This is a genomic window from Microvirga sp. Mcv34, assembly GCF_024519725.1.
In the GTDB taxonomy this organism is placed as follows: domain Bacteria; phylum Pseudomonadota; class Alphaproteobacteria; order Rhizobiales; family Beijerinckiaceae; genus Microvirga.
This window is the reverse complement of sequence record NZ_JALJRK010000095.1, coordinates 1-15359: the sequence shown is the minus strand read 5'-3', so window position 1 is coordinate 15359 and position 15359 is coordinate 1. Positions and strand designations below refer to the sequence as shown.

12 protein-coding genes are annotated in these 15359 nt (G+C 64.8%); 4 read left to right on the top strand and 8 right to left on the bottom strand.

Annotated elements, in window-relative coordinates; translation table 11 throughout:
* The first annotated feature begins 60 nt into the window (after window positions 1-60).
* Window positions 61-2436, top strand: a complete 2376-nt coding sequence (locus tag OC446_RS26145; RefSeq protein ID WP_262031925.1) for an ATP-dependent helicase — start codon at window positions 61-63, stop codon at window positions 2434-2436.
* Window positions 2437-2568: 132 nt separating this feature from the next.
* Here OC446_RS26145 and OC446_RS26140 read toward each other — a convergent pair whose 3' ends face one another.
* Window positions 2569-3450 (bottom strand): manganese catalase family protein, encoded by an 882-nt coding sequence (locus tag OC446_RS26140; protein ID WP_262031924.1) that lies wholly within the window; start codon window positions 3448-3450, stop codon window positions 2569-2571.
* A 203-nt stretch (window positions 3451-3653) separates the two neighbouring features.
* On the opposite strand from OC446_RS26140, the gene OC446_RS26135 reads away from it, so the two are divergent.
* The gene (locus OC446_RS26135) at window positions 3654-4928 is read left to right on the top strand and encodes an SAM-dependent methyltransferase (protein WP_262031923.1); all 1275 of its coding nucleotides are present in this window, start codon (window positions 3654-3656) and stop codon (window positions 4926-4928) included.
* Window positions 4929-4933: 5 nt separating this feature from the next.
* Here the strand turns inward: OC446_RS26135 and OC446_RS26130 are convergent, their stop codons facing one another.
* Together OC446_RS26130 and OC446_RS26125 are read right to left on the bottom strand one after the other, a co-directional pair.
* On the bottom strand, window positions 4934-6073 hold the full coding sequence (locus OC446_RS26130) for a Gfo/Idh/MocA family protein (protein ID WP_262031922.1): 1140 nt from the start codon (window positions 6071-6073) through the stop codon (window positions 4934-4936).
* A complete protein-coding gene (locus OC446_RS26125) occupies window positions 6070-6945 on the bottom strand; it encodes an SDR family NAD(P)-dependent oxidoreductase (protein WP_262031921.1) in 876 nt (291 codons plus the stop codon). Before OC446_RS26125 ends, OC446_RS26130 begins: the two co-directional genes overlap by 4 nt.
* A 152-nt stretch (window positions 6946-7097) precedes the next feature.
* On the opposite strand from OC446_RS26125, the gene OC446_RS26120 reads away from it, so the two are divergent.
* Complete coding sequence (locus OC446_RS26120) at window positions 7098-8018, top strand: 50S ribosomal protein L11 methyltransferase (RefSeq protein ID WP_262031920.1); 921 nt, start codon at window positions 7098-7100, stop codon at window positions 8016-8018.
* A gap of 141 nt (window positions 8019-8159) precedes the next feature.
* Here the strand turns inward: OC446_RS26120 and OC446_RS26115 are convergent, their stop codons facing one another.
* Window positions 8160-8384, bottom strand: coding sequence for a hypothetical protein (locus OC446_RS26115; protein WP_262031919.1), 225 nt, complete (start codon window positions 8382-8384; stop codon window positions 8160-8162).
* A gap of 325 nt (window positions 8385-8709) precedes the next feature.
* On the opposite strand from OC446_RS26115, the gene OC446_RS26110 reads away from it, so the two are divergent.
* The gene (locus tag OC446_RS26110; RefSeq protein ID WP_262031918.1) at window positions 8710-10530 is read left to right on the top strand and encodes an aminopeptidase P family protein; all 1821 of its coding nucleotides are present in this window, start codon (window positions 8710-8712) and stop codon (window positions 10528-10530) included.
* A gap of 89 nt (window positions 10531-10619) precedes the next feature.
* Here OC446_RS26110 and OC446_RS26105 read toward each other — a convergent pair whose 3' ends face one another.
* From OC446_RS26105 to ligA, 4 genes are all read right to left on the bottom strand, one after another.
* Window positions 10620-10919 carry an AzlD family protein gene (locus OC446_RS26105; RefSeq protein WP_262031917.1) on the bottom strand — a complete coding sequence of 100 codons (300 nt, stop codon included), beginning with the start codon at window positions 10917-10919 and terminating at the stop codon, window positions 10620-10622.
* Entirely contained in the window at window positions 10916-11626 is a 711-nt protein-coding gene (locus tag OC446_RS26100) for an AzlC family ABC transporter permease (RefSeq protein WP_262031916.1), read from the bottom strand. The genes OC446_RS26105 and OC446_RS26100 overlap by 4 nt, the downstream gene beginning before the upstream one ends.
* Window positions 11627-11805: 179 nt before the next feature.
* Entirely contained in the window at window positions 11806-12672 is an 867-nt protein-coding gene (locus tag OC446_RS26095) for an AraC family transcriptional regulator (protein ID WP_262031915.1), read from the bottom strand.
* Window positions 12673-12718: 46 nt separating this feature from the next.
* Entirely contained in the window at window positions 12719-14878 is a 2160-nt protein-coding gene (gene ligA / locus OC446_RS26090) for an NAD-dependent DNA ligase LigA (RefSeq protein WP_262031914.1), read from the bottom strand.
* Window positions 14879-15359: the final 481 nt, after the last annotated feature.

The following is a 15359-nucleotide window of genomic DNA, read 5'->3' as shown; positions in this document are numbered from 1 at the left end:
GGCAGGATTGACGGGACTTCAGGCTCGACGCCGTTCGCCTTTTGATCCATGGTCCCGCCGATGAATCACTCCGATAACCGCCCCGACCCGCAGGACAGTCTCGCCCATAAACCGGCGACTGGCTCCTTGAGCGCCCGCGCCCGTGCGGCCGTCGCGCCGCAATCGCCCTACCTGAACGGCCTGAACCCGGAGCAGCGTGCCGCCGTCGAGGCCACGGAAGGACCCGTTCTGGTGCTGGCGGGTGCCGGTACCGGCAAGACCCGCGTGCTGACCACCCGGATCGCGCACCTGATCGCCACCGGCAAGGCCTATCCCTCACAGATCTTGGCCGTGACCTTCACCAACAAGGCGGCGCGAGAGATGCGGGAACGCATCACCGCGGTGATCGGTCCGGTGGCCGAGGGCATGCAGTGGCTCGGCACCTTTCACTCCATCGGCACCAAGATCCTGCGCCGCCATGCGGAGCTCGTCGGCCTGCGCTCCGACTTCACCATTCTCGGCACGGACGACCAGCTGCGCCTGATGAAGCAGGTGATCGAAGCCGAGGGCGTCGATGAGAAGCGGTGGCCCGCGCGCCAGCTCGCCTCCCATATCGACGGCTGGAAGAACCGGGGCCTCGGGCCCGACCAGGTTCCAGCCGGAGAAGCCGGCGCCTTCGCCAACGGCAAGGGCGGCCGGCTCTACCGCGCCTACCAGGAGCGCCTGAAGGTCCTCAACGCTGTCGATTTCGGAGACCTCCTGCTCGAATGCCTGCGCCTGTGGCGCGAGCATCCCGACATCCTGGAGCAGTACCAGAACCGGTTCCGCTACATGCTGGTGGACGAGTATCAGGACACCAACGTGGCCCAGTATCTCTGGCTGCGGCTGCTCGCCCAAGCACGCAAGAACCTATGCTGCGTCGGCGACGACGATCAGTCGATTTATGGCTGGCGCGGCGCTGAGGTCGACAACATCCTACGCTTCGAGCACGACTTCCCGGGCGCGACCGTAATCCGACTTGAGCGTAATTATCGCTCGACCGGCCACATCCTCTCCGCCGCTTCCGGCCTCATCGCCAAGAACCAGGGCCGGCTCGGAAAGACCCTGCGCACGGAGGACGAGCCCGGCGAGAAGGTGACGATTACCGGCGCGTGGGATTCCGAAGACGAAGCCCGCCTGATCGGCGAGGAGATCGAGGCCTTCCACGCCAAGAAGCATCCGCTCTCCGAAATCGCCATCTTGGTGCGCATCTCCGCCCAGATGCGCGAGATCGAAGACCGGCTCGTGACGCTCGGCGTCCCCTATCGCGTCATCGGCGGTCCGCGCTTCTACGAGCGCGCGGAAATTCGCGATGCGCTGGCCTATCTCCGCGTCGTCAACCAGCCGGCGGACGATCTCGCCTTCGAGCGCATCGTGAACACGCCGAAGCGCGGCCTGGGCGATGCGACGATTCAGGTGCTGCACAACCACGCCCGCGCGGCCCGCGTCCCCCTGATGGAAGCCGCGCGCTTCATTGTTGAGACCGACGAGCTGAAGCCTAAGCCCCGCGCCACGCTGCGCGATCTCCTGATCTCGTTCGGCCGCTGGTCGAAGCTTTCGGAGACCATGACGCAGTCGGAAGTCGCCCAGACGGTGCTGGAGGAGTCCGGCTATACCGACATGTGGCAGAAGGACAAATCGGCCGATGCCGCGGGACGGCTGGAAAACCTCAAAGAGCTGGTTCGCTCCATGGAGGAGTTCCCCGACCTTCAGAGCTTCCTCGAGCACGTGTCGCTGGTCATGGAAGCCAACGAGAGCGACACGACCGAGCGCGTGAGCCTCATGACGCTTCACGCGGCCAAAGGACTGGAATTCGACACGGTCTTCCTGCCCGGCTGGGAGGAAGGTCTGTTCCCGAACCAACGCGCCCTCGACGAGAGCGGCCGCGCCGGCCTTGAGGAAGAGCGCCGCCTCGCCCATGTGGGCCTCACCCGAGCGCGGCGTCGGGCCAAGATCTACTTCGCCTCCAACCGTCGCATCCACGGCCTGTGGAACTCGACCGTTCCGAGCCGCTTCGTCGACGACCTGCCCGAGACCAACGTGGAGATCGTCGAGGCTCCCGCGAACTTCTCCTATGGCGGCTACGGCGGCGGCTCGCGCTTCGACCGCATGCAGCCTTTCAGCGGCTCGACCTACCAGACTCCGGGCTGGCAGCGCGCCCAGGCGCACCGCGCGTCGAGCGACGACGGCGGCTATTCAGCCCGCCGCTCGGGCGACAGGCGTGGGCCGATGCTGATCGAAGGTGAGCTGGTGGCCAAATCCACCGGCGGCTCGGGCTTTGCCGTGGGCGGGCGCGTCCTGCACACCAAGTTCGGCCCCGGAACCATCGAAGCGGTGGACGGCAACAAGCTCACGGTCGAGTTCGACAAGGCGGGACGCAAGATGGTGCTGGACAGCTTTGTCGAGGCGTTGGGGTAAAGGCTGAAGCCTTCACGGGATCACCGGCGTTGTGCCGGTGATCCCGATCCGGAGGACTTGTCGCTTGAAGCAATCGCGATGGCCGGAGCAAGCCCGGCCATGACGCGCGATTGCGTTGATGCCTTCCAACAATCACTCCGCGGCTGCGGGCGGCACCGGCGCGGAGGGCGTACCGTAGGCACGGGGATCGATCGGGTTGAGTTGCCCTTCGTCTTCCGTGTAGGCCGGTGGGCGGTCGACATAGGTGAAGGTGCCCTTCCCGTCCGGCGCGGGGCCCTGCGCCCAACGGCCCTGCTGGCTCTCCACGCCTTCCGAGTGGTTGAGGAACTGGTAGGCGACCTCGGTCTTCTCCAGATCCTGCGGGAAGTTGGACGGCACCGGAGTCGTTTCGAGTCCGTCCTCCTCCAGCTCCTTGATCGCGGCAAGCCACTGGTTCTGGTGCATGGTGTCACGGGCCAGCATGAACGAGAGCATGTCACGCACACCCGTGTCGTTGGTCATGTTGTAAAGACGGGCGACCTGCAGGCGACCCTGGCTCTCGGCCGTCACGTTGAAGCGGAAATCGGCGAGCAGGTTGCCGCTCGCGATGGTATAGGCCGCGTTCCAGGGGTTGCCGACGCTGTCCGACGGGCGGGAGCCGAGACCGGCAACGATGTACTGCTGAGGGTTCATGCCGGCCACGATGGCATCCTCGACACGGGCTCCGCCCATGACGGCGCCGACCACGGAGTTCTTGGCCATCTCTTCCTGCTGCTCGATCGGCGAGGTTTCGAGCAGGCGCGCGATCATGGTGGCGAGCATTTCCACATGCCCGATTTCCTCGGTACCGATATCCATGATCATGTCTTTGTACTTCTGCGGGCCGCGGCAGTTCCAGCCCTGAAACAGATAGGTCATCATCACGCTCATCTCGCCCCATTGGCCGCCGAGGGGCTCCTGAAGCATCTTGGCGAAAAGCGGATCGGGTCTCTCAGGCTTGGCGTGATAGGCCATCTGCTTCTGACGGAAGAACATCGGCTGCTCCTGTTCGGTGGATCGAGGGGCGACGCCCGCCCTCACGAGCGTCAGCTTTCCAACAAGAGCGATTCCCCGTTGTTCCCGAATTCGGCTGTCATTCCTGCACTTTAGACTCATTCTGATTTGGCCGTTTAGCCTCTAGCCACCCGGGCACAACTGTGGAACCATCCGCGTCCGATGAACGACCACCAGAGGTGCCGATGTTCCCGTTGTCCCATATGCTGAAATCCTTCATCCGTACCGGCACCCTCAAGGTGATCGACGCGGAGGGGGGCGTGCATGTCTTCAGCGGCGCGAAGCCGGGTCCGAGCGTGACCATGCGCCTGACGGATCGCTCGCTCTATCACAAGCTCTTCCTTAATCCGGAGCTGCATGCGGGTGAAGCCTATATGGACGGGCGCATGAGCTTCGAGGACGGTTCGACCTTGCGGGACTTCCTCAATCTCTTCTCGATGAACCGTTCGACCCTGGCGAACTACCCGCTCCAAAACGTGCTGAAGCGCATCTCACGCACCGTGAAGCGATTCCAGCAGGCGAATCCGGTCGGTAAGGCGCAGCAGAACGTGGCGCATCATTACGACCTCGGGAATGATTTCTACAGGCTCTTCCTCGACAAGGGCATGCAGTATTCCTGCGCCTATTTCGTCAACGACGACGACACGCTGGAAGAGGCGCAGCAGAACAAGCTACGTCTCATCGCCTCGAAGCTGCAGCTCAAGCCCGGCCTGAAGATCCTCGATATCGGCAGCGGCTGGGGCGATCTCGCCCTCTATCTCGCCGCCATGGAGGATGTGGACGTGACGGGCGTCACGCTGTCGAAGGAGCAGTACGAACTCGCCAACGAGAAGGCGCGGCGCGCAGGCCTCTCAGACCGCGTGCGCTTCGAGCTTCTCGACTATCGCAAGGTGGAGAAGAAGTTCGACCGCATCGTTTCGGTGGGCATGTTCGAGCATGTAGGCGTGCACCATTACGGCGAGTTCTTCAAGAAGATCAACGCGCTGCTCGACGACGAAGGATTGATGGTCCTGCACTCCATCGGCAAGATGAGCCCGCCCGGTACCGCGAGTCCCTGGCTGCGCAAATACATCTTCCCGGGCGCATACTCCCCTGCCCTGTCGGAGGTGTTCCCGGTCGTGGAGCAGAACCAGTTATGGGTGACGGATATCGAGTTCCTGCGCCTGCACTATGCCAAGACGCTCAATCATTGGCATCGGCGCTTCGAGGCCAACCGGGAGAAGATCGCCGCGATGTACGACGAACGCTTCTGCCGGATGTTCGAGTTCTATCTCATCAGCGCCGAGACCATGTTCACGACCGGCAGCCAGCTCGTCTTCCATATGCAACTGGCCCGCAAGCGCGATGCCGCCCCCATCGTGCGCGATTACATCACCGATACGCAACGCCTGTACAAGACCGAGGAAGCCGAGAAGCTGGCGGTACTCGCACCTGCGGAGAAAGTTCTGCAGACCAGCTGAATTCGCTACCGTGTTGGGGCGTCCGTCGTACTCAGCAGGACGGGCTTTCCCTCGCGCGCGGCCCGATATACGGCCTGCAGGATGCGGATGTCGCGCAGGCCTTCCTCGCCGGGCGTCTTCGGCTCGCGGTTTTCCATCACGACTTTCGCCAGATGGTCCATCTCGGCCGCGAATTGATTGCCCTCCGGCATCTGCACCCGCCGCTCTTCCTTCCCGGTTTTCACCATCATCTGGTGCCGCTCGTATTCGGTCGCAGGATCGAGGACAAGGGAGGCCTTCGAGCCGAAGACCTGGATGCGCTTGACCGGCGACGTGGAATACGAGGACGTCAAGTTCGCCAGGGCGCCTGACGGAAAGCGAAGCTGGAATGCGACCAGGTCCTCGATCTCCGCAAAACGGGGATCGTTCCTGTCGCTGGTAATGTAGCCTGAGACCTCCACCGGCTCCTCACCCGTGATGTAGCGTGCGGCCTGCAGCGAATAGATGCCGATATCGTAGAGCGATCCGCCGCCGGCCAGGGACTTGACCATGCGCCACTGGTCGGCAGGCACAGACGGATCGAGGATGCGCCCGTGATCGCTGGTGACGAGACGGATCGTGCCGAGCTCGCCCTCCCGCGCCATACGGATAGCTTCCATGTTGTAGGGCTCATATTGCGCCCGGTATGCGATCATGAGCCGGCGGTCGGCCTCGCGGCCGGCGCGGATCATGGCGTCGCATTCCTCCACCGTCACGGCCATGGGCTTTTCGCAGAGCACATGCTTTCCGGCCTGGAAGGCCCGCACCGTGAACTCCGCGTGAAGCGCATTCGGCAGGATGATGTAGACGATGTCGATCTCGTCGTTGTCGGCGATGCGATCGAAACTTTGGTAGTCGTAGATGTTCTTCTGCACGACTCCGTAGCATTCCGCCACGTGGAGCGCCTTGTCGCGATTGCCTGAGACCAGCGCGACGAGTTTGGACGATTGGCTGCGGGCGAAGGACGGGATGATCTGGTTCAGGGCGAACTGACCGAGTCCCACGACAGCATAGCCCAGGCGCCTGCCCGGCGCTTCCGGCATGGGCCGTTCCATCTCGGGCATGGGACGGCCCACGGGCACGCCGCTCGGCGCCGGAGTCAGGCCCGCATCGACACGCATCGTCATGTCAGGGTCTCGTAATCCTTGTTCTTCAATCCGTCATGGGAATGGCGCGTCGGCAGCTTGCCCTGCGGCTGCTTCTTGAAATGCGACGAGGCCTTGGCGCCCACTGGTCCCTTCGAGATCGTGATGCCGCCGTCCACCATGTAGAGCGCGCCCGTGACGAAGCTCGCCTCGTCGGAAGCCAGGAAGCAGAACACGTTCGCGACTTCCTCGGGCGTGCCGCGCCGTCCCATGGGCGTGGCCTGCGTGATCATCGTGGCGAGTTCCGCATCCATCGGGCCCGTGGACTTATGCGTCCAGGCGGTGTCGATCGGACCGGGGCACACGCAATTGGCGCGCACGCCATAAGGCACCTGCTCCGCCGCGACGCCGCGGATGAAGGAGTGAATGAAGGCCTTCGTGCCGCCATAGGGCGTGTTCTTCGGATGACCGATCATGCCCGCCTCTGAACCGGTCGCGATGATATTGCCGTGCGTTTCCTGGAGATGCGGGAGAGCGAATTTCGTCATCAGGAAGACTGACCGCACGTTCGAGCGGAACGTCTCGTCGAATTTGTCGATGGGATAATCCTGCGTCTCGGCGACAGCGAGAAACACGCCCGCGTTGTTGACGAGGACGTCGATGCGTCCATAGGCGCTCACGCAGGCTTCGACCGCCGCGTGGGCATGGCGTTCCTCGGCGATGTCGCCAAGGTAAATTTCCGCGAACCCACCGGCGCCGTTGATCGTCCGGGCCACATCCTCAACCGGATCGTCCGGAAGGCCGACGAGGAGGAGGCGCGCACCTTCCTGGGCGAACTTGAGCGCAATGGCTTCGCCGATGCCGGTGCCGGCACCCGTCACGATGGCAACCTTGTCGAAAAGACGTCCGGACATGGGGATCTCCTGGAAGAACGATCGTAGCCGCCGGTCATGGTCCCCGGCCGACATCAGGTGAGGGCACAACGGGAGGCATCCCCGGCGGTTCCAGGAGAAGCCAGATCTCACGGACAGGTGACCTCGGGCACGAGTGATGCTAAGGCGACGGCATGCTTGAAGGTCTGCACCCCAACCGCCCCACTCACGTGTTCCGCATCACCACGGACGAGCGCTCCGCGCGCGCCATGACCGACATGATCGGCGAGATCTTCGATCCGGCCGAGACGGCGGTCGCCTCCTTCGAGACGGAGGATGGCGGGCCGTGGATGCTGGAGGCCTATTTCGCGCACCAGCCCGACGAAGCGGCGATCCGCAACCTGCTGCGCCCCATTGTCGGCGCGGAGGCTGACAAGGGCGTTTTCCTGCCGCTCGAGCAGAAGGATTGGGTGAAGGCTTCGCTGGAGGGCCTCAAGCCCGTTCGCGCTGGCCGGATCTTCGTCCATGGCTCGCACGACCGCGATGAGCGCCGCCCGAGCGACGTCGCCATCGAGATCGAAGCCGGCCTGGCTTTCGGCACGGGCCATCACGGCACGACGAAGGGCTGCCTGCTCGCTTTCGTGGATGAGCTGAAGACGCGCACGCCGCGCCATGTGCTCGATGTCGGCACCGGCACGGGCATCCTGGCCTTTGCGGCCGCGAAGGTTTTGAAACGGCCCGTCGTGGCGGGCGACATCGATCCGGAAGCCGTGCGCGTGGCACGCGAGAATGCCCGGCTGAATGGGATCGGAGCTTTCATGAAGCTCTATGTGGGCCCCGGCATTCGCCATGCGGACGCGGACCGCGCCGGCCATTTCGACTTGGTCTTCGCCAATATCCTGGCGAAGCCTCTTCGCATGCTGGCGCCTTCGCTGGCGCGCGTGGCAAGCCGGGACGGGACGATCATCCTGTCGGGGCTGCTGGCCCGGGACGTTCCCGGCGTGCTGTCGACCTATGCCCATCAGGGCTGGTACCTGCAGCGCCGCTACGATCTCGACGGATGGGCCGCGCTGGTCCTGAAGCGGGGCAGCGCACGTCCGCAGCCCCGCCTGTAGTCGGCCTTACTCGGCCAGAAGGCCCGGATAGCGCTTGGCGAGTTCGCGGCGCAGCTCGATGCTTTCGGCCCAGACGTCGCGGATGGCCTTCATGGCGGTGATGATGATCACGATATCGTCTCGCTTTGAAAGAGGTGTCGGTTAGATCTTGGCGGGCAGCAGGTCCGCCTGATCGAGGAATTCTGCGGAATGGTTCTGGCGGCGGCTCAGGTCGCTGATGAACGCCTCGTGGCGGCGCAGCTCCCGGGCAGCGCTTCGAGCGCGGCTCTCGACGACGGCGCTCATGAAGCGGGTGGCTACTTGCGAAAGCCTGGACGGGAATTTTTCGCGACCGACGAGGGCGGAAGATAAAACAGCTGTGGTCATGGGCTCATCTCCAACAGATTGGTGCTGAGACCCTTCAGCGTTCCTCTGTTATCGTTGACAGGAAGATAGGCTCGGTACGACTTTGGTTGAAGTCATAAGATCACATGTACGCCATGCACTCATTGCAGAGCGCTGTCACAAAACGTTAACTCCCAAGCACTCGACGCATGTTTCTTAGGCAAGGTGCCGCAGCCACCGGCAGCCATTGTCGGAAATCTCAGCATTAGCCGGTCCAGGCATTTCGCTCCGAAAAATGGTTTCCCCTGCTGGTCCGATGCTCTAGCGTGACGCCGTTTTCACGCTTGACCTTCGGTGACCATTTCCCATGGCTCAGTTCCAGTTCTTCGACGACACGACCTCTCCCGCTCAAGGACCGAAACACATCGCCAAGCTGCGGACCGAGATGGCCCGGCGCGGCTTCGACGGCTTCATCGTTCCGCGCACAGACGAGCATCAGGGCGAGTACGTGCCGAAGAGCGCGGAGCGACTGTCATGGCTCACCGGCTTCACGGGCTCGGCCGGCACTGCCGTGATCCTCCAGAACGAGGCGGCCCTGGTGGTCGATGGCCGCTACACGGTCCAGGCGGCCGAGCAGGTGGACACCTCCGTCATCACGCCGGTCCAGCTAGCCGATTCCACGCCAGAAGATTGGATCGCCGATCATCTGCCGCCGGGCGGCATCATGGCCTATGACCCGTGGCTCCACACCAGCGACGGCCTGAAGAGGCTCGAGCAGGCCGTGAGCCGTGCCGGCGGGAAGCTCTGCCCGGTCGATCTCAATCTGGTCGACGTGATCTGGATCGACCGCCCGGCCCCGCCGCAGGCGCCCGTCAAGCCGCACCCGCTCGAATACGCCGGCGAGACAGCAACCGACAAGCTGGAGCGCATCCGGAAGAAGATGGCGGATGCGAAGCTGGACGCGCTGGTCATCTCCGATCCGCATAATCTCGCCTGGGCCTTCAACCTGCGCGGCGGCGACGTGGGGCACACGCCCCTGCCCCTCGGCTATGCGATCCTTCCCAAGGAAGGCCGCGCCAGCCTGTTCTTCGACCCGGCGAAGGTGACGAACGAAGCGGGAGCCGCCGTGGGCGACCTCGCCGACTTCGCCCCCATCGCGACCTTCCAGGGCGCCCTCGACACCCTGGGTCAGACCGGCGGCAAGATCCGCATCGATTCCGCCACCGGCGCGGTCGCCCTGATCCGACGGATCGAGGCCGCGGGCGGCACGGTCGACGTGGGAGCCGACCCCATCGCCCTGATGAAGGCCGTGAAGAACGAGGCCGAGATCGAGGGCTCCCATGCAGCGCATCTGCGTGACGGCGTCGCGGTCGCCCGCTTCCTCGCCTGGCTCGACCGCGAGGCGCCGTCGGGCAAGCTGACGGAGATCGACGTCGTCGAGGCTCTGGAGGCCTTCCGGGTCGAGACCGGCGCCCTGAAGAACATCTCTTTCCCGAGCATCTCGGGCGCCGGCCCCAATGCCGCCCTGCCCCATTACCGCGTCACCAGTTCGAGCAACCGCGTTCTCGAGCCCAACCGGATCTTCCTGATCGATTCCGGCGCGCAATACGAGGATGGCACGACGGACATCACCCGCACCATCATCGTGGGCGAGCCGACGGACGAGATGAAGGACCGCTTCACACGCGTCCTCAAGGGCCATATCGCCATCGCCCAGGCGGTGTTTCCGAAGGGCACGACGGGCGCGCAGATCGATGCCTTCGCCCGCAAGCCGCTGTGGGAAGCGGGACTCGACTTCGATCACGGCACTGGCCACGGGATCGGCAGCTATCTTTCGGTGCACGAGGGTCCGCAACGCATTGCCAAGACCGGGCATACGCCGCTCGAAGTGGGCATGATGCTGTCCAACGAGCCGGGCTTCTACAAGCCCGGCGATTACGGCATCCGCATCGAGAACCTGATCCTCGTGGAGCCGCGCAGCATCTCCGGCGGCGACCGCGAAATGATGGGCTTCGAGACGCTGACCTTCTCGCCGATCGACCTGCGCCTCGTCGAACCTGCCCTCATGACGGCCGACGAGATCGCATGGCTCAACGCCTATCACGCTGCGGTGCGCGACAAGATCGGCCCGAAGCTGGATGCCAAGACGCTGGCGTGGCTGGAGAATACCATGCGGGCGATCGGCTAGAGCATTTATCGGTGAAGTGGATCCGGTTCACCATCAATAAATGCGGTCAAACAAAGAAGAGAGCTGATTCCATGCCAATGGAAACAGCTCTAAATCAGGCCTCTCAGAGCTACGACTGACACCACGCCGACCGCGACCGTTGCGAGCAGCGGCAGCCGGAAGGCCGCCACGGCCGTGATGGCGGCCGCGGCGGCTTCGGGCCAGCCCGTGGTGAGCGCCGTCGGTGCGATGACGGCGACCAGCACGGCTGGCGGGATGGCGTCGAACGCGGCTTTGGCGCGGCCCGTGAGCACGAGGCGGTCGGCCACGAACAGGCCCGCGATCCGGGTGATGTAGGTCACGACCGCCATGGCCAGGATGGCGAGAAGAGTCGTCGTATCGAGAGTCATGAGCGCACCTCCTCGGGAGCGGCCCGATAGGCGGCGGCAATGCCCGCGATGGCACCGGAGGCCACATGCCAGGGTGCGCCGATGAAGTGATGGACGAGGGCCGCGACGCCGGCGCTGACGCCTACCGTGACCAGCGTCACCCGGCTACGCCCGAAGCCCGCCACGAGGCCAATGAACAGGGCCGTGAACGCGAAGTCGGCGCCGATGCGGGCCGGGTCGCCGAGAAAGGAGCCGAGGATGGCCCCGAGACTCGAAAAGAATGTCCAGTTCGCCCACAGGACGATGCCCATGGCGACCCAATAGGCGCCCGTCACCGGCCGGTCCAGCGCCCGACGCTCGGACAGGGCCCAGGCCTCGTCGGTCAGGAAGAAGAAGGACAGGAATTTCTGCACCCGCGACATGTGAACCTTGGGCGACAGGGATGCCCCCATCAGCACATGGCGCGCATTGATCAGCAGCGTCGCGAAGGCCAGCGTGAGGATCGGCGCGGGATGGATCCAGGTCTCGATGGCGGCGAACTGCGCGCCCCCGGCGAAGACCAGGGCCGACATGATGGTGACTTCCAGCGGCGACAGCCCCTTGGCGGCCGCCACCGCGCCGAAGAGCAGGCTGATGGGAATGGCTGCCACGACCACGGGGGCGATGTCGCGCAGGCCTGCTCGGATGTCGCGGCGGTAATCTGCGGTGAAGGGGTTCGGTTGATCCATGACGTGCTCGCTTTCCGCACCTTATGGGCGCTCGATGCGGAGGCGTCTTGGATGAAAGTGCGGTGCTAGAGCATCGGACCCAAAAGTGGATTTGCACTTTTGGGACCCAATCCGATGCTCCACTCATTGAAGAACGCATCGTTCGGGGCGGAAAACCGGATCCACTTTTCCGCACGATGCTAGGCGGCGCGATAGGCCCCGGGCGTCACGCCCATGCGGGCCTTAAAGACGCGGTTGAGATGGCTCTGGTCGAAGAACCCGCAGGCAGCCGCCACGTCGCCCGGAGCCTGTCCCTGGCCCAACAATCGGGTGGCTGCACGGAACCGCCGGTCGAGCAGGTAGGCGTGGGGCGTCAGCCCGGTTTCCTTGGCGAAGGCACGGATGAAATGGCTGCGGGACAGGCCCGCCATGGTGGCGAGATCGGCCAAGTCCGCCTCCTCGCTCATATGGGCGTCGAGGTGATCCCGAACGCGCAGGATGCCCTTCGAGCCATAGCGCAGACTCGGCAGGGCATCGAGATCGGCCCAGCGGGCGATCAGGCGGCTCAGGAAGTCGATGAGCCGGGTGTCCTGCTCCATCTCGGAGGACCAGCTTTCGTCCCGGCAAAGGCAGGCATGGAGCCTGACCTGGGCCTGAAACAGTTCCGGATCGCGGATCACGGAATGCGGGAACCAGGGTGGCCGGGAGAGCGGACGCCCCGCCACGTCCTCGGCGATCTCCTGCATCAGTTCCGGCGAGGGATAGAACGTCCGGTACTCGAAGCCGCCGCCATAGGGCTCGCCGTCATGGATCTCATCCGGGCAGACGACGGCGACGGAGCCGGCCGGCGCATAATGCTGCTCGCCGCGATGGAAGAACGTCTCGCAGCCCGCCAGGACGGCCGCGATGGCATAGGTATCGTGGCTGTGCCGGGCATAGGCGTGACGGCGGAAGGTCGCGCGCAGGCAGTCGAGGCCGCGATAGCGCGGCACTCGCCAGAAATGCGTCACGTCTCCCGCTCCGACCAGGTCCGGATCGAGCGAGACCTCGGGGGTGATCACCGTCATGGGGCCACCATGCCACAGCCCGCCGTCCAAGTCTTGGACGGGAGTCTCACTTTCGCCCGACGAGGACGAACCAGCCGTCCTCGTCCATGACCTGGAGGCCGAGCTCGGCCGCCTTGGCGAGCTTGGAGCCGGCACCCGGCCCCGCCACCACGATGTCCGTCTTCTTCGACACCGAACCCGCCACCTTGGCACCCAACCGCTCAGCCATGGCCTTGGCCTCCTCGCGGGTCATCTGCTCAAGCGAGCCCGTGAACACGACCGTCTTACCGGCCACGGGCGAGTTCGCTGTCGCGGGCACCTCCATCGGCTCGATGCTGACTTCGCCAAGGAGCGCATCGAGCATCTCCTCGTTGTGCTGTTCCTTGAAGAACTCGACGATGGCTTCCGCCACCACCGGCCCGATGCCGCCGATGGCGGTCAGCTCCGCGTGGGCCTCCGACGCGGGATCGGCTGCGGCTTTCGCCGTTTCGCGCAAGTGCTCGAAGGTCCCGAAATGGCGCGCGAGCAGCCGCGCCGATGTCTCGCCAACATGCGGGATGCCGAGGGCGAAGACGAAGCGGTTCAGGGCAATCGAGCGGCGCGCCTCGATGGCGGCGAACAGGTTCCTCGCGCTCGTCTCGCCCCACCCTTCCCGGTTCTCCAGGCGCTTGAGGCTCTTCGCATTGCGCGCCTGCAGGGTGAAGATGTCCTGCGGACGCTGGACGAGACCTTCCTCGTAGAACTCGTCGATGCGCTGCTCGCCCATGCCCTCGATGTCGAAGGCATTGCGCGACACGAAGTGCTTCAGCCGCTCGCGGGCCTGGGCCGGGCAGATGAGGCCGCCGGTGCAGCGGCGAACGGCATCCTCCTTGCCCGTACGCGGATTGACCTCGCGCACCGCGTGGCTGCCGCAGGCCGGGCACGTGGTCGGGAACTCGTACGGCTTCGCGTCCGCGGGCCGCTTCTCCAGCACCACGTCGAGCACCTTCGGGATCACGTCGCCCGCGCGGTTGATGACGACCGTATCGCCGATGCGGATGTCGATCCCGTTGCGGATCTTCTCGCCGTTGCCGCCGATGCCCTTGATGTAATCCTCGTTGTGCAGCGTCGCGTTGGACACGACGACGCCGCCGACCGTGACGGGTTTCAGGCGCGCGATGGGATTGAGCGAGCCGGTGCGTCCGACATTGATCTCGATGTCCTCGAGCACCGTCACGGCCTTCTGAGCCGGGAACTTGTGCGCGAGCGCCCAACGCGGCGAACGCGACACGAAGCCGAGGCGCTGCTGGAGGTTGAGATCGTCGACCTTGTAGACGACGCCGTCGATGTCGTAGCCGAGATTGGCGCGGTCGGTCTCGATGGCGTGATAATGCTGCAGCATCTCCGCGATGCCCGTGCAGCGGCGGGTGAGCGGATTGACCTTCAGCCCGAAGCTCCTGAAGCACTCCATCATGCCGTGCTGCGTGTCCGCCGGCATCTCGCTCACCTCGCCCCAGGCATAGGCGAAGAAGCGCAACGGACGCGAGGCGGTGACCGCCGGATCGAGCTGGCGCAGGCTGCCCGCCGCCGCGTTGCGCGGATTGGCGAAGAGCGCCTTTCCGGCCGCTTCCTGGCGCGCGTTGATGGCGGCGAAATCCTCGTGCGAGAGATAGACTTCGCCTCGGACCTCGAAGATCTCGGGAACGCCCGATCCCTTGAGCCGATGCGGGATGTCGCCCACCGTGCGGGCGTTGTTGGTCACGTCCTCGCCCACCGCGCCGTCGCCGCGGGTGGCGGCGGAGACGAGCCGGCCACCCTCGTAGCGCAAGCTCAAGGAGAGGCCGTCGATCTTCGGCTCGGCCGTGAAGACCAGCGGCGCATCGGCCTTCCATTGCAGGAAGCGGCGGATGCGCTCGACGAACTCCTCCACCTCCTCGTCGGCGAAGCCGTTGGCGAGCGAGAGCATCGGCACGCGGTGACGGATCTTGCCGAACTTCTCCGACACCTTGGAGCCGACCTTCTGGGTCAGGCTCTCGGGCGTCTTCAGCTCGGGGAACTGGTCCTCCAGCGCCTCGTAGCGCTTGCGCAGGGCGTCGTACTCGGCATCCGAGACGGTCGGCGCATCCTCTTCGTAATAGCGCCGGTCGTGCTCCTTGATCTCGGCGCCGAGCCTCTCGTGCTCGATCCGCGCCTCATCGGGCGTCAGGTGGTCGACGGAGGTCTCGGAGGATGTGCTGCGTGGGGGCATGATCGAATCGTCTGTGAGGGTGCATGAACCATAGCGCTCTGAAAGAGACTCTCCAGAGGCCGGGCCGCCATTCCCCCCGCCCGTCCACGGTCATCTCCGCGCAGGCGGGGATCGGGGACCGTGGGAGCTCAGGAAGAGGCGAGCGGCGTCGCACCTCATTCTGCAGCGTTGGCGACCCTGGGCTTGGGTTTCGCCGGCGCGGTCCAGGAGAACCGACCACCGTCATGCCCGGTCTCGTGCCGGGCATCCACGCCTTGGCAACGGTATGGTTCAGAAGACGTGGGTGGCCGCAACGAGTGCGGCCATGACGCAGCGGGTGATGCTTACTCATGTCAAAGAGCCAGCACCTGTGGGCCCGCAGCTTGCGCTGCGAGCCTGCAGGGTCGAGGGTGGCGCGTCGGGCCGTCCGGCTCGCTGTGTAGGTTAATGGAAGAGCCGGTCGGCTGCTTCGCGCACGGTTCTTTTAGGCGTTTAGACTTGG